Below are 20,290 nucleotides of genomic sequence, written 5' to 3'. Positions count from 1 at the left end.
CTGATCTGGATCTGAATGATGTTCTGCCGGCCTATGCGCCAGCCACGTATACTTTGCGTTCAGACTTCAGATTGATCCATGCGCGACACGCCGCCTGAATTTGCAGATCGTCCGGGAGCTTTCAAAAAAGAAAAACACCGGCTGAGAGCCGGCGTTTTCAGGTCTGGGTGCGGGGAGGGTTACTGTTTTACGCGAGGCGCGGTTCGCTGACCTCCGGCTTGTGAAGAGACACGACGGTCAGGACGGCAAGCGCGTTGACGATGTAGTAGGCGAAGTCGATGCCTTTAAAGCCGAGGACGAACGGGGCTGCGAGGAAGACGACACTGACCGCGAAATCGACGATCAGGTGAAACGAATAGGGCAGAACCCGGATCAGACCGGTCTCGTGGTCTGTCAGAATGGTCAGGGCCAGCGCCGCAATGCCGGTGACAACTGACAGCCAGAAGGCAATCGGGCTGGATTGACCGAGACCGAGCACCATCGGCAGGGCGATGAGGGCGATTGCGACAGGATAGTCGAGATAGGCGTGGATGGTTTTTGTGACAAAGCGAATGTTCATGTCGAACTCCTGGATAATGACTGGTGGGAGGCGAGTGCCTCTCGGGGCTAAAGATGATCCGTAGCGGTCGACTGATCCATGCACGAAAGTCCCCGAAAATTGACTGATCGTCCGGGAGGCTTGCGAGACCTCTCCATGCATCGCAAAAATGAGCCGTTATCAACCTGACGATGGAAAAACATGAGACATGACGCCCTCAGCCAGATCCTTGACGCGCTGAAGCTGCGCGGATCGATCTACTTTCACACCAGCTTTTCGCCGCCTTGGGCTGTGGAAGTGCCTGCGTTCGGAAACGTCGCGCGATTCCATATGGCAATGCGCGGCGCCTGCTGGCTGAAGGTCGAAGGTCACGCTGCGCCGATCTACCTTTCGACCGGGGACCTGGTGGTCATCCCGCATGGGGCGGCACACGTCCTGTGCGACGAGATCGGGCGGGAGGCCACGTCCGTCGACCGGGTGCTTCAGGAGACGGGCTATACGGGTGAGGGGGCGCTTTATTTCGGCGGATCGGACGAGGAACAGAGCTGCAAATTGTTTTGCGGGCATTTCGAGTTCGAAGACGGCTCGGTACATCCGATCCTCGACGCGCTGCCTGAGGTCATTCACGTGCCGAATACGGAAACGATGAACGCATTCTGGCTGGAAACGGTGATGCGTTTTGTCGCCAGCGAAGTCCGGGCGACGCTGCCGGGGTCGGACGCAATCGTGCATCGGCTGACGGAGATCATCTTTATCCAGGTCGTGCGCACGTTTGTCGATCAGCAGGGCGACAGGGCAGGATGTCTCGCCGCCGTCCTCAATCCGAAGCTGGGACGCTCCATGTCCCAGATCCATCTAGCGCCCGAGCAGCCCTGGACCGTTGAGACGCTGGCACGCGAGGCCGGCATGTCACGGACGGTTTTTGCGGAACGCTTCACCGAACTCGTCGGCATGACGCCACTTGCCTATGTCACGCACTGGCGCATGGAAAAGGCCCGCAAGGACATCCGCGAAACCGACCTGCCGCTGATCGATATCGCCGAGATGATCGGCTATGCTTCGGAAGCCGCCTTCAACCGCGCCTTCAAGCGCCAGTTCAACCAGACACCGGGCCAGATGCGTCGCATGGGGAATGCGTGACGCCGGATCTGACAATAACCTCGGTTGATAGCCTTGAGCCAGCGGAGCAATCAGTTGTCTGAAGCAGTGATTTCTGAGTTTGTGGCCCATCCTTCGAGACGCCGCTGGTGCGGCTCCTCAGGATGAGGGGTGAGCATGTGCTGGGGTTCGTTTTTCTGACCGTAAAGGGCGCTGAAATCCTGAGCAGGCACCAGCCAATCCTCCGGCCTCATCCTGAGGCGGATCGCTAGATCCGTCTCGAGGGATACGCGGCCCACTCAGAGTTTGCGGCCCATCCTTCGAGACGCCGCTGGCGCGGCTCCTCAGGATGAGGGGTGAGAGTTTGCAGGCGTTTGTTTGCGGACCACAACGGATGCTGAAACTCAGAGCAAGCGCTAGCCAATCCTCTGGCCTCATCCTGAGGCGGATCGCTCGATCCGTCTCGAAGGATACGCGGCCCACTCAGAGTTTGCGGCCCATCCTTCGAGACGCCGCGGTGCGGCTCCTCAGGATGAGGGGTGAGGGTGTGCTGACGTGTGTTTGCACATCACAACGGACGCTGAAATCCTGAGCAGGCACCAGCCAATCCTCCGGCCTCATCCTGAGGAGGATCGTCAGATCCGTCTCGAAGGATGTGCTGCAAACTCTTCGGTTCACCTTCTCCTCAGGTGTCATCCCGGACGGAGCGGCGCGACGATCCGGGATCCAATCGTTTCCAGAGCAGGTCTTGGATGAACTCGAAGGCACCTCTTTTTTCCAACACTCGCCTGTCCGGTGCGAAGCGCCGTGGATTGGATCCCGGATCTAGTCCGGGAGGACGCAGACTGTTAACTGTCCAAAATGTTGGAGTTGCTCAGACTTCATCCAAAAAAGGGCGGAAAAATCCGCCCCTCAAGATCCTTGTCGTAACCGATCGACTAGCCGATAATGCTGTTCAGCGTCGCGCTCGGGCGCATCACCGCGTCGACTTTGGACTGCGGCGCGTGGTAGTAGCCGCCGGTGTCGGCCGGGGAGCCCTGGACGCCGTTGAGTTCGCCGACGATCTTGTCTTCGTTGGAAGACAGCGCTTGGGCTATCGGCGTGAAGTGCGACTTCAGCTCCGCATCCTTGTCCTGGGCCGCAAGGGCGTTTGCCCAGTAAAGCGCGATGTAGAAATGGCTGCCACGGTTGTCGAGGCCGCCAACCCGGCGCGCCGGGGACTTGTCATTGTCGAGCAGGCCTTCGATAGCTGCGTCGAGGGCATCGGCCAGGACCTGCGCCTTGGCATTGTCCTTTGCGTTGGCGAGATGCTCGAGCGACGCGCCGAGGGCGCAGAATTCACCGAGCGAGTCCCAACGGAGGTAGTTTTCCTCCTGAAGCTGCTGGACATGCTTGGGAGCAGAACCACCAGCACCGGTCTCGAACAGACCCCCGCCGTTCATCAGCGGCACGATGGACAGCATCTTGGCGGAGGTGCCGACTTCAAGGATCGGATAAAGGTCGGTCAGGTAGTCGCGCAGGACGTTGCCAGTGATCGCGATCGTGTCCTCGCCTCGAGCGATCCGTTCGGTGGAGTATTTCGCCGCTTCCGTCGGGGCCATGATCTTCAGGTCCAGACCAGACGTGTCGTGCTCGGGCAGGTAGGCGTTGACCTTCTTGATCAGCTCCGCATCGTGGGCACGGTTCTCATTGAGCCAGAAGACACCCGGCATGCCGGAGAGGCGCGAGCGGGTGACGCCAAGCTTTACCCAGTCGCGGATTGGTGCGTCCTTGGTGCGGCAGGCGCGCCAGATATCGCCTTCCTCGACCTCATGCGAGATCAGCGTGTTGCCGGCTTCATCGACAATGCGGATGGTGCCGTCGGCGGGTGCCTTGAAGGTTTGAGGGTGTGAACCGTATTCCTCTGCCTTCTGGGCCATCAGGCCGACATTCGGCACGGTGCCCATTTTCGCCGGGTCGAGCGCGCCGTTTTCGCGGCAGAAATCGATGACTGCGGAGTAAACGCCGGCGTAAGAGCTGTCCGGGATAACGCACTTTGCGTCATGTTCCTTGCCATCCGGGCCCCAGCCTTTGCCGCCCGCGCGGATCAGCGCTGGCATGGAAGCGTCAATGATGACGTCGGAGGAAACGTGCAGATTGGTGATGCCCTTGTCGGAGTTCACCATGTAAAGATCCGGTCCGCCCTCGAGCGCAGCCTTGATGTCGGCTTCCACTTCCGCGCGCTTGTCCGCCGGTAGCGTTGCGACTTTTGCTTCCAGGTCGCCGACACCGAGATCCGGATTGACGCCAAGCTCGCCAAAGGTCGTTGCGTGCTTGTCAAAGACATCCTTCAGGAATGCCTTCACACAGTGGCCGAACAGGATCGGGTCGGAGACCTTCATCATGGTGGCTTTCAGGTGCAGCGAGAACAGAACGCCCTGGTTCTTGGCGTCCTGAATTTCCTTTTCCAGGAACGTTTTCAGCGCTTTGACGCTCATGAAGGTCGCGTCGATGACATCACCTTCTTCCAGTGGCCAATCGGTCTTCAGCACCGTCAGATCGCCACCTTTTGCGTCGAATTCGATCTTGGCCGCACCGGTGGAAACGGCCGGAACGGTGACCGACTTTTCGTTGGAAAAGAAGTCGTTTTCACCCATCGTAGCGACATGGGTCTTTGAGGAAGACGCCCACGCACCCATGCGGTGCGGGTTCTTCTTGGCATATTCCTTGACCGCCTTTGGTGCACGCCGGTCCGAGTTGCCTTCACGCAGGACCGGGTTCACGGCAGAACCCTTGATGGCGTCGTATTTCGCCTTGACGGTCTTTTCTTCCTCGTTTGCCGGTTCAGCCGGATAGTCGGGCAGCTTGTAGCCTTGCGACTGCAGTTCGGCGATGGCGGCATTCAGCTGCGGCTGGGACGCGGAGATGTTCGGCAGCTTGATGACGTTGGCGTCCGATTGCTTCACCATCTCGCCGAGTTCGGCAAGCGCGTCGGACTGCTTCTGCTCGTCTGTCAGATATTCCGGGAAGTTCGCCAGGATGCGGCCTGCAAGGGAAATGTCCCGCGTGCCCACGGTAAGCCCGGCCGCCTTTGTGAAAGTGCGGATGATGGGCAGGAAGGAGGCGCTTGCCAGTTCGGGCGCTTCGTCGACCTTGGTGTAGATGATATCGGCCATGGTGCTCACAATTCCCAGTGTTCGAAGTGAGGTCGGCGAGGACTTTTCGGCGTCCCCGGGTCGGTTTGCGACCAGCGTATACAATTGTACGCAATCAAAAGCCAGCCCTTCTAAAGACAAAGGCTGTTGATCGGGCACGTTCTAGCAAACGGGCGGGAAATGTCTATCGACAACGCTCAAAGCGGACTACCTTAAATTGTCTGGCGGGTCGCGAAAAACGGCTGAACATTGATCAAGAGGAAAACCCAACTTTTCGCGATCGAAAGCCAATCCGCAGAGCGGATAGTAACCGCTGGCACGAGCCCCGCGAAGTAGCCAAGTATTCTTCAGTAGCCGGTAGCGTCGAAGAACGTAACTCCGATCCGTAAATTCAACGAAAAGCATGCTAAAGAACCCAAACTCATCAATATATATTTCAGTAATCTTTTCCCAGGGATGACAAATTCCTCTAGAGGAGCCGCCCCGGCCTAGAGCCGGGGGCAAGATAGTGCTGAGAGCAGGTCCCGGATCAAGTCCGGGACGGCAATGGAGGGCGGATTTCGTCTCAGTTGTCGTCCCGGCCAAGCGCAGCGCGAGCCGGGAAGAAGTACGCCGCAGCGGGTCCTGCCCAGTGAAGGGCAGGCGTTTCTTGCCCTTCATCTTGTGAGCGATCTGTCAGTCCCAGGCATAGGACGCCGGAGAATCGTGGGCGTTCGCATAGGCCATTATGGTTTCGCGGAGCTCCTGGAACCCGACCGCAAACCCCACCGGGTTCAGGCAATGGCCGTGTGCGCCGACCAGACTATTTGCGGTTCTGTACAAGCGGTACCGCCACGATTGATCGAGCGTTGCCTCGAAGTCGGCGCTGAGCTCCAGCATCAAGAAGGAAGCCCCCCGGCTGCTCCAGACGCTTATGAATTCGATTTCCGACCAGGGAAGGTGTACCTTTGAGATCCTTTGATCGAGGATACCGTTCGGGCCGATTTCGATTTTCTGATCCGGATTGCGATAAAGCTGAACGAGACCATAGACACCGAGGAAGCCAAAAAATCCGGCGCTGAAAAGACCCAGGGCAAGTCCTGAATATTCGCTGTCGGGACCATCGAAGCTGTCGGCCGCCAGGAAGATGCCGAACACCACGAATGGAATACTCAAGGAGAGCTTCAACAGCGTCTTGCCCGGAGAGCGTTTGAATTCGATGGTTTTTTGAGGGTCGAAAGCCACGTATTCCTCGGTATGGGAACGTTTCGAGAAGCGCTCGAACGGTACATAGAATAGACATCGTGTTCAATTGTACTGCCGGTTTGACTGATGCACATAAATTCGCAGGTTTTTGCGTTGATTGGGAAGTCAGGTTCATGCCGGGATACCCGGATCGTGCGGCTACTACTATCGAGGCCGCTTTGTAGATCGGGCGGATAAATCTGGTGCGATCAACGTCACTTCAGCGCGTCGCCGCCTTGGCCCCATGCATCTGCGTAGGTGTTGACAATGTGTTCCAGCGTATCGCCGGAGATAGCCAACATGTTCACATGGGATTCAAACAATTCACCGGAGCCTGCTTTGCGACTGAGCCAATGCATCCAACGGTGTATTGGTCGCCAGTTCAGTGTTTCGGGATTGTCCACCTGGAATACGAGGCTGGTGAGGGTAGAACGTCCGGCAGTAATTGTTCTTGAAGAGATGCCTCGTATTGACGACCAGGGAATGGGTTTCCGAAAGCACCTCCTATCAAGGTAGCCGGCCGGACCAATCTCCAGGATTGGTTTTCCAAAATTGCGAACGCAAGTAACGGCCAGCACGACAACACCCGCCGTCAAGACCGCAAGGGCCAGTTCGACAGGATGCAAGGCGTTTGAGATGTCTTCTTTGAACAGCGTTTTGTAGATCGCAAATGCGACCACGATCAAAGGCACTCCCGTGATCACAACTGTTTTCACGAACTTGCCGGTTGCAAAACCGACTATGTAAATCTGGTTTGTGTCGACTTTCATCTGGTATTGCGGTTCTGATATCACTGATTGCAGTGTGACTTTGCCAGTCCTTAAAATTGCGTTACTGGGCGATGGTCCAGAACTCCGCCGCGCCCTCCGGCAAATCCGCCAGCACCCTATCCAGCTCTCGTTCATCGAGGGATGATCGCCTGAGCGCCGCCGCGACATCTTCGATTGCGCTCTCCGGGGCGAGGTTATGATCCCGTCGCACGGACTTGACCTCGCTTATCAAAGCAACGCGCTCCGGAAAGGGAGGTGGTGTTTCGTTCGGGGTCCAGTCTTCGACAAAGATCGCTCTTGTTACGGCAGGAAGGACATTCGCAAAGCGCAGCGCATCTTCCGTCATCAGGTGCGCCCGGAAGGTATGAAGAACCGCACGCAGCGTATGGTAGGCCTGATGATGGGTCTGGAGCATGCAGGTGTCGCGCACGTCCTGAATGAAGGCATCGAAGTCCCGGGAGGCCTGAAAATAAGTCTGGGGCATCGGCATGAGGGCGGCCTTATTGCTCGATTTGCATCGCTCGAATTGACCTCAATTACCGCCCGCTGTCATCCGGGCTATGTGCATCTGGTGCAGCGAACGTGGTCCTGGGGGGGCTATTGGAATCCGCACACTGGTCCCGGATCAAGTCCGGGACGGCGAACGGGGCGGTGTTGGTTCCAATTGTCATTCCGACCACCTGGAGCGCGAGCTGGCACCCAGTGCAACTCACCATTTTGCTTTGACCAAGAGGCCTGCGAATACTGGATCCCTGCCTTTCCAGGGATGACAAGGTATTCAAAGGGAGCCGCCTTGGCCTTTTGTCGATACCTCGTCAAACAACAGTGCGCGGGTCCCGGATCAAGTCCGGGACGGCAAAGGGTGTGCCGGTGTGCGTTCCAATTGTCGTCCCGGCCAAGCGGAGCGCGAGCCGGGAACCCGTACGCCGCAGCGTTTCTGGTTTTGCCGATGGGCCAGTGTTTACTGGATCCCTGCCTTTCCAGGGATGACAAGGTATTCAAAGGGAGCCGCCTTGGCCTTTTGTCGATACCTCGTCAAACATCAGTGCGCGGGTCCCGGATCAAGTCCGGGACGGCAAAGGGTGTGGCGGTGTTCGTTCCAATTGTCATCCCGGACGCAGCGAAGCGCAGATCCGGGAACCAGTACACCGCTGACTCGGTGATGAAGCTTATAAACTCGGAACGGTTCATCGCAATCGCACCGGGGATGACAAACAGCTTTGACGCAGGGAAAATGGAACGAGGAAAACTGTCCGGAGCCTTTGATGCTCGACGAACAAAAACTCGATAACCTCTTCTGGTGGATGCTGGACGGTGCGCGGCCGAGTGCGGATGCGCGCGAGATCGTTTTAAAGATCTGCGAGGGACTTCTGGGAGCCGGCGTTCCGATCGAGCGGTTTGCGCTTTTTATCTATACGCTTCATCCCAACCTTCAGGGACGCAGGTTCCGCTGGCTCAAAGGTGAGGGCGTCGACCAGTCCGATGCGGATCTCAGAGCTTTTGACGGGGCTGAATATCACGACAACCCATTACCGACTGTGCTCAGGACGGGCACGACCCTGCGGCGAAAGCTCTGTGATCCTGAGTGCCCGGATGATTTCCTCATCCTGACGCAATTCCGGGAGGAGGGCGTCACGGACTATGTCGTTCAGCCGCTCTTTTTCACGACCGGCGAGACCCATCTCGTGAGTTTTGCGACGAAAGCGGAAGGTGGCTTTGACGAGGCCATGATGGCGGCACTGGAAAAAATACGGTTGCCGCTGGCCCGTCTCACCGAGACCTATATGCTCCGGCTCAATGCGGCAAATCTCCTGTCCGCCTATGTCGGACGCGACAGTGGCAACCGGATCCTGTCAGGGCGCGTTCACCGGGGAGATATTGAAAAAATATCTGCCTGTGTGGTTTTCGCTGATCTTGTCGCCTTTACTCAGTTTTCAAACGAAGCAACAGCAGAAGATGTGTTGGCCCGCCTCAACAGGTTTTACGACTGCCTTGTGCCGCCGATCGTTGATCGTGGTGGTGAGGTGCTGAAATTCATGGGCGACGGATTGCTGGCGATCTTCCCGATATTGGACGATTCTGACAGTCGCGACGCCTGCCGACGCGCCCTCGACGCTCTCGATGAGGCGTCCGGTGGCGCGGACAAACCACAATTTTCCGGGACTGTTCCACCCTTCAGGGCTGCCGTTCACATCGGGCCACTGCAATATGGAAATATCGGAGCCTCTGACAGGCTGGATTTCACGGCGATCGGCCCGACGGTCAACCTTGCTGCGCGGCTGCTCGCGTCGGCAGTCCTTGTCAGCGGACAGACCGTGGTGTCCGAACGCGTTGCGGATCTTGCCGGGATATCGAAAGAAAATGCCCCCGCATTTGAGCTGAAGGGCTTCGACAAGACCCAGATCATCGTGCCTATCCGGGAAATGCCGCAAGCGTGACAGACAAAACCCGGCAGGATGAGGCCACTCCTGCCGGGCATTGCTGTTGGGCTTGATTGGCCTAAATGCGTCAGCGGCCACTCACCGCATCGCTCAAAGCGGGAAAACGGACAATCCGGTAGGTCCCGAGCGAGGCGTCTTCCCCGCCGTTCAGGACCGGCGAACGATGCAGCTCGTTGATGGTCGCGTAGACATAGCCATCCGCGCCGATCGAGAAGCCGTCCGGCCAGGGCAGGTCTTCATCGGACTGGAACAGGACTTCATAGCTGCCATCCGGCTTCGTGACACCAATGGCATTGTCGGTCATTGCGGTAATGTAGACATTGCCGCCTGTATCAACGGTGGATCCGTCGGAGATCGGCTTGTCTCCATAGCGCTCGACACGCTCGACCAGGTCTTCTTCGCTCAGCTCTTCATTGAGGAGATCTGCGGTCTTGACCCTGTACATCGCACTTGCCGTCATCGGCGCGAAATAGACCCAGGTGTTGGTCGGGTCAACGGTGATCGGGTTCACACCGATCTTGGCGGGGTTGCCGCCCAAAAGGATCTCGCGCCCGTCAATGACCATCGGTGTGTCTTCCGGCGTCGTGAATTTTGATCCTTCCAGGACCCGGCGTGCGCGGCCGGTTTCAAGGTCGACGACAATCAGGGCCGAGTTCGCGCCGTCACCGGTATCTGAAATGTAGATGGCTTCATGATCCCGGTCGACGGCGAGGTCATTCAGGAAAGACGTGGGGCGTGAAACCGGCGCACCGATATAATAAATACCGTGCAGCTGTTCGGTCTTGGTGTTCCAGGCAACAATGCGCCCGGTCTGGTTTTCGCCCTGGCCGTCCAGCATCCACAAAATGCCGTCCCGGTCCGCACGCAGTCCAAGGACACCGTTGAGGCCGTCACCGTCCTCCTGCGGCGCGCGGGCCCAGTTTTCGGTCGGGTAAGGTTTGGTCGAACCGTCCTTCATCACCTCAACGACACGTAGTTCCGGGCCGTAAAACTCGTGCACCGACATGAACATGCGACCATCCGGGCCAATCGCCAGGTTACCCGGTGGCGTCGACTTGTCGAAGCTCAGATAGGTTTCGAGACCTTCCGCAGCGACGGGAAGGATCAGGGCGGTGCTGATGCCAAGGGCGGCGAAAAAGCGTTTCATGAGCGTCCTCCAGATATTGATGTGGACGGTTTAATCGTTCTAGAATTCGAAAAGAATTCCCTCAATTTCGAAAGCAGCGTTAGAATTTTTCAAATGTATAGTATCCCCGACCTTCAGACCTTCGTTGCTGTTGCCAAATATGGCGGCATCACATCAGCTGCCAGTCAGCTCGGGATTTCGGCAGCGACGACAAGCCACCGGATCACAAAACTGGAACAGGCACTCAAGGTGACCCTGTTTCACCGGAACAGCCGCACCTTCCGGCTGACGGATGAAGGCCAGGTGTTTCTGGAGCGGGTCGATGCCATTCTTGACGATCTGCAACAGGCTGAATTTGATGTCGGCAGCGGGACAGCAAAACTGCGCGGACATCTGCGCGTGACCATGTCGCCGTGGATCCTGTCACGCTTCATAATGCCTGTGCTTGGAAAATTCCGTTCAGAGAATCCGGAGCTTACGATCGAGTTCCTCGCCGTTGACAGATTTGTACCGCTGGTCGAGGAGGGACAGGATTGTGCCATTCGCGTCGGCCAGCTTGCCGACAGTTCACTTGTCGCTCAAAAGCTATGCGACAATGATCGCATCATCTGCGCTTCTCCCGCGCTGTTCCAGGCTTTCGGTGTACCGGAAAGTGTTGAAGACCTGCGCGAGTTTCCATGGGTGTGTCTGCCCTGGCAAACACGGTTCGACGTCAATGATGCAAAGGGGCGAAAGCGCCAATTCTCTGTCGCAAGAAGCATTGCCGTATCAAACTCTGACATGCTGACGGTTGGCGCTGTTGAGGGGCTTGGGCTGGCTATCAAGTCCAGAATGGCGGTCAGGGAAGAATTGGAAACAGGCTCCTTACTCGAAGTGCTGCCCGGCTGCCTGCACGCGCCCGAGGCGCCGATCTGGTTTGTGTTTGCCGCCGAAAGCCGAACAGGCCGCAAGACAAAAGCCTTCAACGATGTGGCAAAGCGTGCGTTCAGGCGGTAATTCTGCTGTGCCACGCTTTTCATCTTTTCAATAAACCGGTACATCCCCGGCCCATGAGCAAGAATGCAAAGATCAGAGAAGAGGCCCGGGCAGTTTCCGCCAGGCCGCCGGCGGTGATCCTGTGCGAACCGCAACTGGGCGAGAATATCGGCACCGCAGCCAGAGCAATGGCGAACTTTGGCCTTGTGGATCTCAGGATCGTCAATCCACGCGACGGCTGGCCGAGTGAAAAGGCGCGCGCTGCCGCCAGCCGGGCCGATCACGTGATCGACAAGGTACAGGTATTTGACAGCGTCGAAGCCGCGATAGCCGATTTGCAATTCGTCTATGCCACGACAGCGCGGTCTCGGGAGGTGCCGAAACCGGTGCGCGGACCGGACGAAGCTGCGCAAAAGGCAGTCGAATTTGGCGAGAACGGACATGCTACCGGCTATCTGTTCGGCCGCGAGCGTTGGGGGCTCAACAATGAGGAAGTGGCGCTTGCCGATGAAATCGTCACGCTGCCGGTCGATCCGGATTTCGCATCGCTCAACATAGCGCAGGCGGTTCTCGTGTGCGCCTATGAGTGGCGCAAGACGGCAACGTCCGGTGCGCTGCCCTTCATTTTGTCGCAAGAAGAGCACCCTCCTGCAAAGAAGGATGACGTCCTTCGCTTTTTCGAGCATCTCGAGGGGGCGCTGGATTCCGTCACCTTTTTCAGGCCACCCGAGCGGCGGCCGCATATGGTGCGCACCTTGCGCAACATCTTCCAGAAAGCAGAACTCACCGAACAGGAAGTTCGCGCTCTCAGGGGAGTGGTTGCTTCCCTGGAAAAACGCTCAACGCGTCCGCGCAAGGACCGCGGCGAGGGTGGTGAAGACTAGGGTACGGACGCATAAATGGATCTGATTTGGCGGCAGAAATGGCGAATTCTCGCGAGGAAACGTGCGAAGAGCGGGCTTTGTGCCCGGTCAAGTACGTTGACGCTGCGAAGTGAAGCCATTTTGCCGTCCTTCGGATTTGGCCGTTTTGGCCACCTTCCGCGTCGCGGAAGGCTGGAAAATGAACCACATTTCCTGCGCATTCGCTCCTTTCATCTGGCCAAAACGATTCAAACCAAATCAACTTCATTTATGGGTCCGTACCCTGGGAGAGACCGGTGAGTTCGCAGCGCCCTGTGCTGATTTTCGATTCAGGTCTAGGCGGACTGACGGTTCTGCGTGAAGCGCGGTATCTTCTACCTTATGAAACCCTGATTTATGTGGCGGATGACGCCGCGTTTCCGATCGGGCGATGGCCTGAGCCGGAACTGAAATCGCGGATCCTCGGTCTCTTTGCCGATCTGGTGGCCACACATGACCCGAAGGCCGTGGTGATTGCCTGCAACACCGCTTTCACGCTTGCGGGCGAAGCGCTCAGGGAAGCGCATCCGGCTATACCTTTTGTCGGCACTGTTCCCGCTATCAAGCCGGCAGCAGAACAGACCTCGTCGGGGTTGATATCCGTGCTGGCGACCCCTGGAACCGTGCGCAGAACCTACACGAGAAGCCTGATCGAAAGTTTTGCCAGCCAATGCCACGTGCGGCTTGTCGGGTCCGACAGTCTCGCAGTTCTTGCTGAAAAGCACCTGCGCGGTTCTGAAGTGTCCGACGAGGAACTCTTGGGCGAAATCGCGGACTGTTTTCTGGAACAGGACACGCGGCGGACAGACATTGTGGTCCTTGCCTGCACACATTACCCGTTTCTGGCCAATCGTTTTCGCAAGATTGCACCCTGGCCGGTCGATTGGCTCGATCCGGCGGAAGCAATTGCGCGCCAGCTCGTACGGGTTCTGGGCGATGAGGCCGCGGTTGCCCCGTCAGCGGCTCCAGATCGTGCGCTGTTCACGTCCAATCCGCGCGAACCGGGACTTTCAAGACTGCTGTCGGGGTTCGGTCTTGTGCTGGAGGAAATCGGGCCGCGTTAGGCGGCGAGGCTTTTTACGACGATACCGTCATCCGAGCGCTTCGCTTCAAGTTTCAGCTCGCTGATTTCATGATTGAGCGTATCTGGATGAAGAGTGACGCCCTGCGCAAGGCTCAAGATGGAAATCGAGCACTGAAGCAATGGAAACTGCCGTGTGGTCCCGAACCGGTCCTGAGCCTCCATGTAGCCGCGTTCCCGGTGCTCAGGATCATAAAAACTCTCGACATCGTCGCGGAAGGCACGCTTCAGGGCAAGCATGCGTGCCGCGACATCCGTCTGGTCTGCGTTCTGAAAACCTGCAAAAAAATCGTCGCCGCCAATATGTCCGTGGAAAGTGCCTGATCCGGAGATGTGGCGCTGCAGCAGTTCGCTGAACAGGATGATTGCCCGGTCGCCTTGCCGATAGCCATAGGTATCGTTGAAGGGTTTGAAATTATCAAAATCCAGGTAACACAGATGCCTGTCCTGGGCGTCTATTTTTGCGATATCGGCGATATAGCGTGAAATGGCGCTGTTGCCGGGCAGGCGGGTAAGGGGGTTCTGGTCCTGAGCTTCCTGAAGACGTTTTTCGTGAATGATTTTCAAAAGTGAGGTTGCGGACAGAAAACCGGCATAGCGAAAGTTCTCGGTGATAATGATCCCGTCGGAGTTGATCGACGAGGCAAAGGTCACGAGCAGCATGTCCGCATTGGAATCGATGTCGGCAATCGGACAAGCGCGCACAAAAGAGCGCATTGGCGTATCCAGCGGGGGACGCAAATCTCCGTCGTCCTGACCGCCTGAATAGAGATAGGCCTTGAGATCGCGTTCGTGGATCAGTCCGCGCGGTTCCATGTTGGCATCGATCACCGGAATGACGGTTCCGTCCTGATTGTGAACGACCATGTCAATAAGATCGCTCAGGGATGCTGTGATGGAAATTGTCGGAAGTTGAATGAGCTCATTCCTGATCCGGTCCTGTTCCCGCTTTCTTTGAGGGCCGGCTGACGGGCCGCGTACGTGGTCGTAAAAGAGCTTTGCCGAGGCGGGTTTCAGAAACGATGGGGCAATGTAATCCCCCTGGACAAGATCGCAGCCGACGTCACGACAGACTTTGAACTCCTGTTCTGTCGAGACGCCTTGCGCGATCACCCTTGCGCCAAGGACGTGTGCGAGATTGGCGACGGTGGTAACGAACAGTTTTCGGCGCGGGTCGCTGTCGACCCTGCTCAGGAAAAAGTCGTCGATCTTTACGTAGTCCGGAGATATGTCGTGTAGCAGACCAAGTTCGCATGCACCGCGGCCGAAATTATCCAATGCGATGAGAAAGCCCAGTTGCCTCAGACCATTGATTGCGCGTTGGGTGGCATCCGGGATCGTCAGGTGATTGCGTTCCGCAAACTCGATACAGACCTGGTTGTTCTGCAGGCCTGCATCGCGGACCAGGGTCGCCATTTGAGTGTGCAAGTCACTGTTCCGGCCGAGTTCGGAGCCATCCAGTTTGAAAAAGAGCTTTGTTCCCTGAGCAATCCGCAGTTTTCCAAAGCGTTTCAGGGCTTTTCTGAATTGTTCCACGGCTGCGCCGGGCAAACCGGCGCTCTCGTGCGCGCTTGCGTTTTCAACCTGGTTTGACCGGGTGAATTGCTCGTTCAGTGATTGAGCCCGGGTTTCATAGCCATAGACAACACCCGTTCCGATATCCACGATGGGCTGGAGCGTATAATCCAAATCGTCGAAAACAGCATTGACCGATTGCGGGGCCGTACCCGAACTCTGGCCGTCTGTCTTCTGATTTGAACTTCGATCCGATGTCATCCTTAGTCCTGCTACCAAGTCCGTTTTGAGAGGTTCCGATATATGACGCGACGTGTCGGCTCAATAGCCACTGATATAATTATCCATGGTTGTGGGCCGGATTGCATAGTGAAAAACCCCAATTAACATTCCCTAAATGTATGCATTGTTTTTCCCTGTTTATGGGAACAGACGGGCGCGAAGGCGCAAAATGACCTGATTCTGCAGGTAAGTGGCGGAATTCTGCGGTTTGTAAGTATTTTCACGAGGTCTGCAGTACCACTTCATACGGGTAAGTGTCCTAAGGTGACTTCATCTTTGGGTTGCCGGATCTGTTCCGCCTCAAACCGCATGCGGCGCGCTTTGCCCGAACCTGTTGATCGGGAAGACAGGTTGCAAGGTGGCGAACGGGAAGAGTGCCCAGTGGAGCGCGGGGTGCGGCGTTGACATTTCGCCATATAGGCTGTATCTCCCGCGCGGTCCGGCAGACAAATGTCTCCCGGATCTACGCACCCGTGGGTGTTCAGCCGGCGCCGTCTAGCTGAGCCCCTGTCGATCCGAACGGTATCCTCTGGGCATCGGGAAGATAAAGGAGGGCGCGTTTCCTTTTAGAACAACAACGCGAATTCAAAGGAAACCGCGATGTCAAAGCGCCACAGCGTTAAATACAAACTCGACCGCCGGATGGGCGAAAACATCTGGGGTCGTCCGAAGAGCCCGGCCAACAAGCGCGAATACGGCCCAGGCCAGCACGGCCAGCGCCGCAAAGGCAAACTGTCCGACTTCGGTGTTCAGCTCCGCGCCAAGCAGAAGCTGAAAGGCTACTACGGCAACATTTCCGAAAAGCAGTTCCGCAAGGTCTATGCAGAAGCGTCGCGTTTGAAAGGCGATACGTCTGAAAACCTGATCGGCCTGCTGGAACGCCGGCTCGACGCGATCATCTACCGCGCCAAGTTCGTTCCGACCGTCTTTGCGGCCCGCCAGTTCATCAACCACGGCCACATCAAGGTCAACGGCAAGCGCGTCAATATCCCGAGCTACCAGCTGCGCCCGGGTGATGTCGTTGAAGTTCGTGAAAAGTCCAAGCAGCTTGCTCTCGTTCTGGAAGCAGTCCAGTCCGCAGAGCGTGATGTGCCGGACTATGTCGATGCCGACCACTCCAAAATGACCGCTACCTACAACCGCATCCCCGGTTTCTCCGATGTACCGTATCCGGTGCAGATGGAACCGAACCTGGTGGTTGAGTTCTATTCGCGCTGATCAGCGCCGAATACAGTTCAAGGAAAGCCCGCCGTCTGGCGGGCTTTTTTTGTGCGTCAACTAGCGGCGTTCCAGGCAGACGATAGTGTCCGTTACCGTGCTTGTCTGGCCGTCGGGACCGGTCGCGATGCGCTCCTCGTTTCCGACAAACACATCCCGCCAATGCGTCGGGATCAGATCCAGATCCTGAAAACGCTTTTGCGGCGAAGGGAAGGGCGCGTTGGATTTGTCCCAGGACCAAGATGGTCTAGACCCGTGGGTTACAGCCAAAAACAGTCCGCCCTTTTTCAGGCTTTAGGCCGCCTGTTTCAGGACCGCTTCGCGCGCAAATTCAAATGGGGTTTGCAGGAACATTGCTGAAACGAGATCAAACTCTCCGTCAGGAAACGAATGGGCGAGGTCGTGCTGCTGGAAATCGATCTTGCCGAGAACACCATGCGCCTGCGCATTGGCCTCGGCATAGGAAAGGGCGGTCGCCGAGATATCGACGGCAACAACCGTCCAGCCCTTGTTCGCCAGCCAGACGGTATCGTCGCCCTTTGCGCAACCGAGTTCCAAGGCGTGACCGGGCAGGCGATCTGAAGCAAATCTTGCCAATGCGGCTGATGGCTGCCCTTTGGTGCGCGGAGATGCATTTGCATAAACCTCTTCCCAAAATTCAATGGGCGACTGGTTTTCTTTGGGCTTCATGACGTGACCTTTTGTTTTCGTACACATTCCAAACGCCTGTGATTACAAGCAATAGATAGATCCCGACCGGGAAAAGCAGAGCCGTTTGGGCCGCGCGCACGTAGTCGGTGCGACTTTCCGACGGGTCGAGTGTTGCGAAGAAAATCTGCCCGACAATGCCGATGCCGACTGCAATGCCAACCTGCTGTGCGGCCTGCAAAACGCCCGACCCAGCGCCGGCATCAGCCGGAGAGACGCGGATAAGCACGGACTGGAACATGGCGGCAATGGCGGTGCCCATGCCCAAGCCAACCACGAGCATGGGAAGGAACAGATCAGCAAAGGTGATATCCGCTGAATTCTGGCCAAGCACGCTCCTGACCCAGACCATGCCGACAAGAAGGAGACCGCCGCCGACAACCATGCGCATCTGAAGCCAACGATTTCCCAGACGGCCTGTCAGCGTTGACGCGATCATGACGCCAATCGGGTGAGGAGCTGTTGCCAGGCCCGCTTGTAGAGGCGTCAGGGCGAATCCGGACTGCAGCACGATCGCCAACATGAAGTGGATCCCGGCAATGCCCGAGAAAAACGCGGTCACGATGACAAGGCCTCGCATAAAGGCGCTGTCGGAGATCAGTTTGGCGGGAAGGATTTGTGACAGACCCAGCCGCGCATGCAGCATCTGCATGTGAACGAAAAGCGCCGCCAAAGCAGCTGCGAGGACAATCAGTCCAAAACACCACCACGGCCAGCCGAGATGCCTTCCTTCGGTCAGGGGGTAGATGACGCAGCCAATTGCAGCGGCAAACAGGACTGCGCCTGTCCAATCGGGTCTTGTTCGCACCGATACCTCGATCCTCGGCACGAAGCGCAGTGCGATAATCAGCGACAGCAGACAGAACGGCACATTCATCAGAAAAATCGGCCGCCACCCGAGTCCGGCAATGTTGGCAGTGATGAGAACGCCTCCGAGCAGCGGACCTGCGACCGCACCAAGTGCGTTGACGGTTCCAAAAAGCCCGATGACCTTTCCTTTCTCTTCGGCAGAAAAGATCACGTGCACGATCGCCAGAACCTGTGGGATCATCATCGCTGCCGTAAGACCCTGGACGGCTCGGGCCACAATTAGGGTTTGGATATCCGGCGCGAGACCGCAGACCACCGAACTTCCCAGAAATCCACCGACACCAACGCAAAAGACGCGCTTTCGACCAAAAGAGTCGCCGAAGCGACCAAAGGGCAACAGGCCCGCCGCGAAAGTGAGGACATAGATAATCAGAACCCACTCCAGCTGGGTTGTCGTTGCATTCAGTTCGGTTCGGATCGCGGGCAGGGCAAGGTTCACGATCGTTACGTCGAGAATGTTCATGAAGGCGGCCAGGAACAGGGCCGCGACGGCCAGGGGGCGATGTCGCGCACCGATGGCCGGGTCAGCAGCGACAAGCGACATGCGAAAACTCCGGTCGGGCAAGAAGGAAACGAGTCACGTAACTTAATAAGTTTCATGAATACGCATGTCAATGTCTTGTAACTTTGTTTGTCACAAATCCTCGTGTCATCTATGATCCGAGAAAACGGAGAGAGACTTGCCAACCGACAGCCGCCTGCCACGAGTGCTTCATGTCCTGCTGCATTTGGACCAGATTGATAGCCCGGTCACGTCGCAACAGATCGGCGAGATGCTGGCCACGAATCCTGCACTTGTGCGTAGGGTTATGGCCGGACTTCGGGATGCCGGCTTTGTCGCTTCGACAAAGGGACATGGCGGAGGCTGGTATCTGCTCAAATCACTGACCGAGATTTCGCTCGCAGATGTTTATGCCGCCTTGGGCGCCCCGCAGCTTTTCGCGGTGGGGCCATCATCGGACAATCCGACCTGTCTGCTTGAAAAGGCGGCCAACAAGGCAACAGCCGATGCGCTTGAAGCAGCGCGATCGGTTTTTCAGGATGAGTTGGCAAAAATGACGGTCGCCGAACTTATCGCGCCGCATGCGGAAACGATCAAGGCGTTTCAGCAGCGAAGCGGCACTTCACACTCATGAAACGAGATGCCTCGATCCACAGGGCAGGGCGTGCGCGCAAGGCAAAGTGAGCTGCTGCGTCTACAGGCTAATTGTGCGGGCTGGTTATTGAAACGGGTTCCCGCGAACCGAGCCTGCGGTGGCAACGGAGCGCAATTGATAAGCCTTGACGGGCGTTGAGTCTTTCTGGGTATCGCGCGACCAGTCGGTCCAGACAGTCACGGTAACAGGCTGGATTTCGCCAAGCTTTTCGCCAGCAAGTTTTTCACCTGTGTTGGAATTCAGACTGCTCATGGCGATCTCTCCAATGTGACTGTGTCGTCCGTTAATGAAAACTAGGTCAAAGGCTCTTGCCAGACTGTGATCTGCAACACTTTTCCGGACACTTTATTTTTCGTGCGTTAAGAAACCGCCTCTGCAATTGGTCAAGAACCTGAAGTTTTCGACAAGGGAATTTTAACTTTCAAACCCCTGCAGGCCGGCATGGTGGAGAAGTCGGTTCCTGCCGACTTTGTCGACCGGTTTTCCGATTTCTATCTTTCAGAGCGAACGTGATTTGGACGCAGAGTAAGTGTGAGTGAAGCCGCCCCTGAAAGGCCGGTTTCCAAAAGCGGTGATTGCTTCCGCTAGACGCGTTTAGAAACAGCCCGACCGCAAATCAGCGGTCGGGCTCCCTTTTAGCAGGACCCTGTTTTGATCAGTGCTTTGGCGTTGGACGAAATGACCGCCGACGATGTCCGCCCATCGGCCTTGTGAACCAGGGCGGTTCCTTCAATTTCTGAGCCGGACACCGTTATCTCGCGCTGTCCTGCGGTGTCATCGACATCGATAGTGAAGGCGATGGTGTCACCCGGCTGCAGTTCGCGAATGCTGAGCGTGATGGTCTTGTCACCATCTGCAACCGGTGTCACGGCGGTCAGCGACTCAGATCCTGTGACGATTTCAAGCGGCTGGTAAACTTCCACGCCCGCACCCGTGTCGGTCGTATCGAAAATGAGGCCCGCTTCCGAACCTGAGATATCCAGTGTCAGCTCGGAGGACCCTATGGTGCAGCTTCCGACATTCTCGAAACTGAATCTGTCTTTGGGAGCGCCCTCGTCAAAGCGCACGGCAAGGTCTGCAAGCGCTGCACTTGCTGTCAGGCTTCCGATACACAGGCTTGCGCATAGGGCGGCAAATCGGGTGTTTTGTCGTTTCATGTGATGACGCATCCTTCTCATCGGGTTCAGTTCGACACTTTGATCTTGCCGGTTCGAAACGTCCGGCGTTTCCTTTTGAGTGCCGATGGTGCAG

At 57.0% G+C, this 20,290-nt stretch carries 19 protein-coding genes; 7 read left to right on the top strand and 12 right to left on the bottom strand.

Going from position 1 to position 20,290, the window contains the following annotated elements:
- Nucleotides 1–187 precede the first annotated feature (187 nt).
- A complete protein-coding gene (locus ABVF61_RS03095; RefSeq protein WP_353992061.1) occupies nucleotides 188–559 on the bottom strand; it encodes an SPW repeat domain-containing protein in 372 nt (123 codons plus the stop codon).
- 180 nt (nucleotides 560–739) lie between these two features.
- On the opposite strand from ABVF61_RS03095, the gene ABVF61_RS03090 reads away from it, so the two are divergent.
- Nucleotides 740–1,678, top strand: a complete 939-nt coding sequence (locus tag ABVF61_RS03090; RefSeq protein WP_353992060.1) for an AraC family transcriptional regulator — start codon at nucleotides 740–742, stop codon at nucleotides 1,676–1,678.
- 896 nt (nucleotides 1,679–2,574) lie between these two features.
- On the opposite strand, the gene ABVF61_RS03085 is transcribed toward ABVF61_RS03090, so the two are convergent.
- From ABVF61_RS03085 to ABVF61_RS03070, 4 genes are all read right to left on the bottom strand, one after another.
- The gene (locus ABVF61_RS03085) at nucleotides 2,575–4,791 is read right to left on the bottom strand and encodes an NADP-dependent isocitrate dehydrogenase (protein WP_502949926.1); all 2,217 of its coding nucleotides are present in this window, start codon (nucleotides 4,789–4,791) and stop codon (nucleotides 2,575–2,577) included.
- 654 nt (nucleotides 4,792–5,445) lie between these two features.
- Nucleotides 5,446–5,994, bottom strand: a complete 549-nt coding sequence (locus ABVF61_RS03080; protein WP_353992058.1) for an STM3941 family protein — start codon at nucleotides 5,992–5,994, stop codon at nucleotides 5,446–5,448.
- 215 nt (nucleotides 5,995–6,209) lie between these two features.
- Nucleotides 6,210–6,764 carry a hypothetical protein gene (locus ABVF61_RS03075; protein WP_353992057.1) on the bottom strand — a complete coding sequence of 185 codons (555 nt, stop codon included), beginning with the start codon at nucleotides 6,762–6,764 and terminating at the stop codon, nucleotides 6,210–6,212.
- Between the two features lie 61 nt (nucleotides 6,765–6,825).
- Nucleotides 6,826–7,254, bottom strand: coding sequence for a DUF2267 domain-containing protein (locus tag ABVF61_RS03070; RefSeq protein WP_353992056.1), 429 nt, complete (start codon nucleotides 7,252–7,254; stop codon nucleotides 6,826–6,828).
- A gap of 775 nt (nucleotides 7,255–8,029) precedes the next feature.
- Between ABVF61_RS03070 and ABVF61_RS03065 the strand changes: the two genes are divergently transcribed.
- Nucleotides 8,030–9,202, top strand: a complete 1,173-nt coding sequence (locus ABVF61_RS03065; protein WP_353992055.1) for an adenylate/guanylate cyclase domain-containing protein — start codon at nucleotides 8,030–8,032, stop codon at nucleotides 9,200–9,202.
- Between the two features lie 70 nt (nucleotides 9,203–9,272).
- Here ABVF61_RS03065 and ABVF61_RS03060 read toward each other — a convergent pair whose 3' ends face one another.
- Nucleotides 9,273–10,352, bottom strand: a complete 1,080-nt coding sequence (locus tag ABVF61_RS03060; RefSeq protein WP_353992054.1) for an L-dopachrome tautomerase-related protein — start codon at nucleotides 10,350–10,352, stop codon at nucleotides 9,273–9,275.
- 93 nt (nucleotides 10,353–10,445) lie between these two features.
- On the opposite strand from ABVF61_RS03060, the gene ABVF61_RS03055 reads away from it, so the two are divergent.
- The 3 genes from ABVF61_RS03055 to murI all read left to right on the top strand — a co-directional run bounded on the left by ABVF61_RS03055 (nucleotide 10,446) and on the right by murI (nucleotide 13,272).
- Nucleotides 10,446–11,327 (top strand): LysR family transcriptional regulator, encoded by an 882-nt coding sequence (locus tag ABVF61_RS03055; protein ID WP_353992053.1) that lies wholly within the window; start codon nucleotides 10,446–10,448, stop codon nucleotides 11,325–11,327.
- A 53-nt stretch (nucleotides 11,328–11,380) separates the two neighbouring features.
- A complete protein-coding gene (locus ABVF61_RS03050; protein ID WP_353992052.1) occupies nucleotides 11,381–12,190 on the top strand; it encodes an RNA methyltransferase in 810 nt (269 codons plus the stop codon).
- Nucleotides 12,191–12,426: 236 nt separating this feature from the next.
- Nucleotides 12,427–13,272, top strand: coding sequence for a glutamate racemase (gene murI / locus ABVF61_RS03045; protein ID WP_353993658.1), 846 nt, complete (start codon nucleotides 12,427–12,429; stop codon nucleotides 13,270–13,272).
- Here murI and ABVF61_RS03040 read toward each other — a convergent pair.
- Nucleotides 13,269–15,065 (bottom strand): EAL domain-containing protein, encoded by a 1,797-nt coding sequence (locus tag ABVF61_RS03040; protein ID WP_353992051.1) that lies wholly within the window; start codon nucleotides 15,063–15,065, stop codon nucleotides 13,269–13,271. The two genes, murI and ABVF61_RS03040, sit on opposite strands and share 4 nt — an antisense overlap.
- Before the next feature lie 621 nt (nucleotides 15,066–15,686).
- Here ABVF61_RS03040 and rpsD point away from each other — a divergent pair.
- Nucleotides 15,687–16,304 (top strand): 30S ribosomal protein S4, encoded by a 618-nt coding sequence (rpsD, locus tag ABVF61_RS03035; RefSeq protein WP_353992050.1) that lies wholly within the window; start codon nucleotides 15,687–15,689, stop codon nucleotides 16,302–16,304.
- 60 nt (nucleotides 16,305–16,364) lie between these two features.
- Here the strand turns inward: rpsD and ABVF61_RS03030 are convergent, their stop codons facing one another.
- Genes ABVF61_RS03030 through ABVF61_RS03020 form a run of 3 tightly spaced genes read right to left on the bottom strand, consistent with a single transcriptional unit; the run spans nucleotide 16,365 to nucleotide 18,426 of the window.
- A complete protein-coding gene (locus tag ABVF61_RS03030) occupies nucleotides 16,365–16,574 on the bottom strand; it encodes a hypothetical protein (protein WP_353992049.1) in 210 nt (69 codons plus the stop codon).
- Between the two features lie 24 nt (nucleotides 16,575–16,598).
- Nucleotides 16,599–16,994, bottom strand: coding sequence for a class I SAM-dependent methyltransferase (locus ABVF61_RS03025; RefSeq protein WP_353992048.1), 396 nt, complete (start codon nucleotides 16,992–16,994; stop codon nucleotides 16,599–16,601).
- Entirely contained in the window at nucleotides 16,963–18,426 is a 1,464-nt protein-coding gene (locus tag ABVF61_RS03020) for an MFS transporter (protein ID WP_353992047.1), read from the bottom strand. The genes ABVF61_RS03025 and ABVF61_RS03020 overlap by 32 nt, the downstream gene beginning before the upstream one ends.
- A gap of 136 nt (nucleotides 18,427–18,562) precedes the next feature.
- On the opposite strand from ABVF61_RS03020, the gene ABVF61_RS03015 reads away from it, so the two are divergent.
- Nucleotides 18,563–19,018: an RrF2 family transcriptional regulator gene (locus ABVF61_RS03015; protein ID WP_353992046.1), complete on the top strand. Its 456-nt coding sequence runs from the start codon at nucleotides 18,563–18,565 to the stop codon at nucleotides 19,016–19,018.
- Between the two features lie 84 nt (nucleotides 19,019–19,102).
- Here the strand turns inward: ABVF61_RS03015 and ABVF61_RS03010 are convergent, their stop codons facing one another.
- Together ABVF61_RS03010 and ABVF61_RS03005 are read right to left on the bottom strand one after the other, a co-directional pair.
- Nucleotides 19,103–19,291 carry a hypothetical protein gene (locus tag ABVF61_RS03010; protein ID WP_353992045.1) on the bottom strand — a complete coding sequence of 63 codons (189 nt, stop codon included), beginning with the start codon at nucleotides 19,289–19,291 and terminating at the stop codon, nucleotides 19,103–19,105.
- Between the two features lie 383 nt (nucleotides 19,292–19,674).
- Nucleotides 19,675–20,196, bottom strand: coding sequence for an aggregation factor core (locus ABVF61_RS03005; protein WP_353992044.1), 522 nt, complete (start codon nucleotides 20,194–20,196; stop codon nucleotides 19,675–19,677).
- Nucleotides 20,197–20,290 lie beyond the last annotated feature (94 nt).

The organism is Roseibium sp. HPY-6 (genome assembly GCF_040530035.1).
In the GTDB taxonomy this organism is placed as follows: domain Bacteria; phylum Pseudomonadota; class Alphaproteobacteria; order Rhizobiales; family Stappiaceae; genus Roseibium.
Note: the sequence above shows the minus strand (reverse complement) of the source record. Positions and strands in the feature narration are given on the sequence as shown.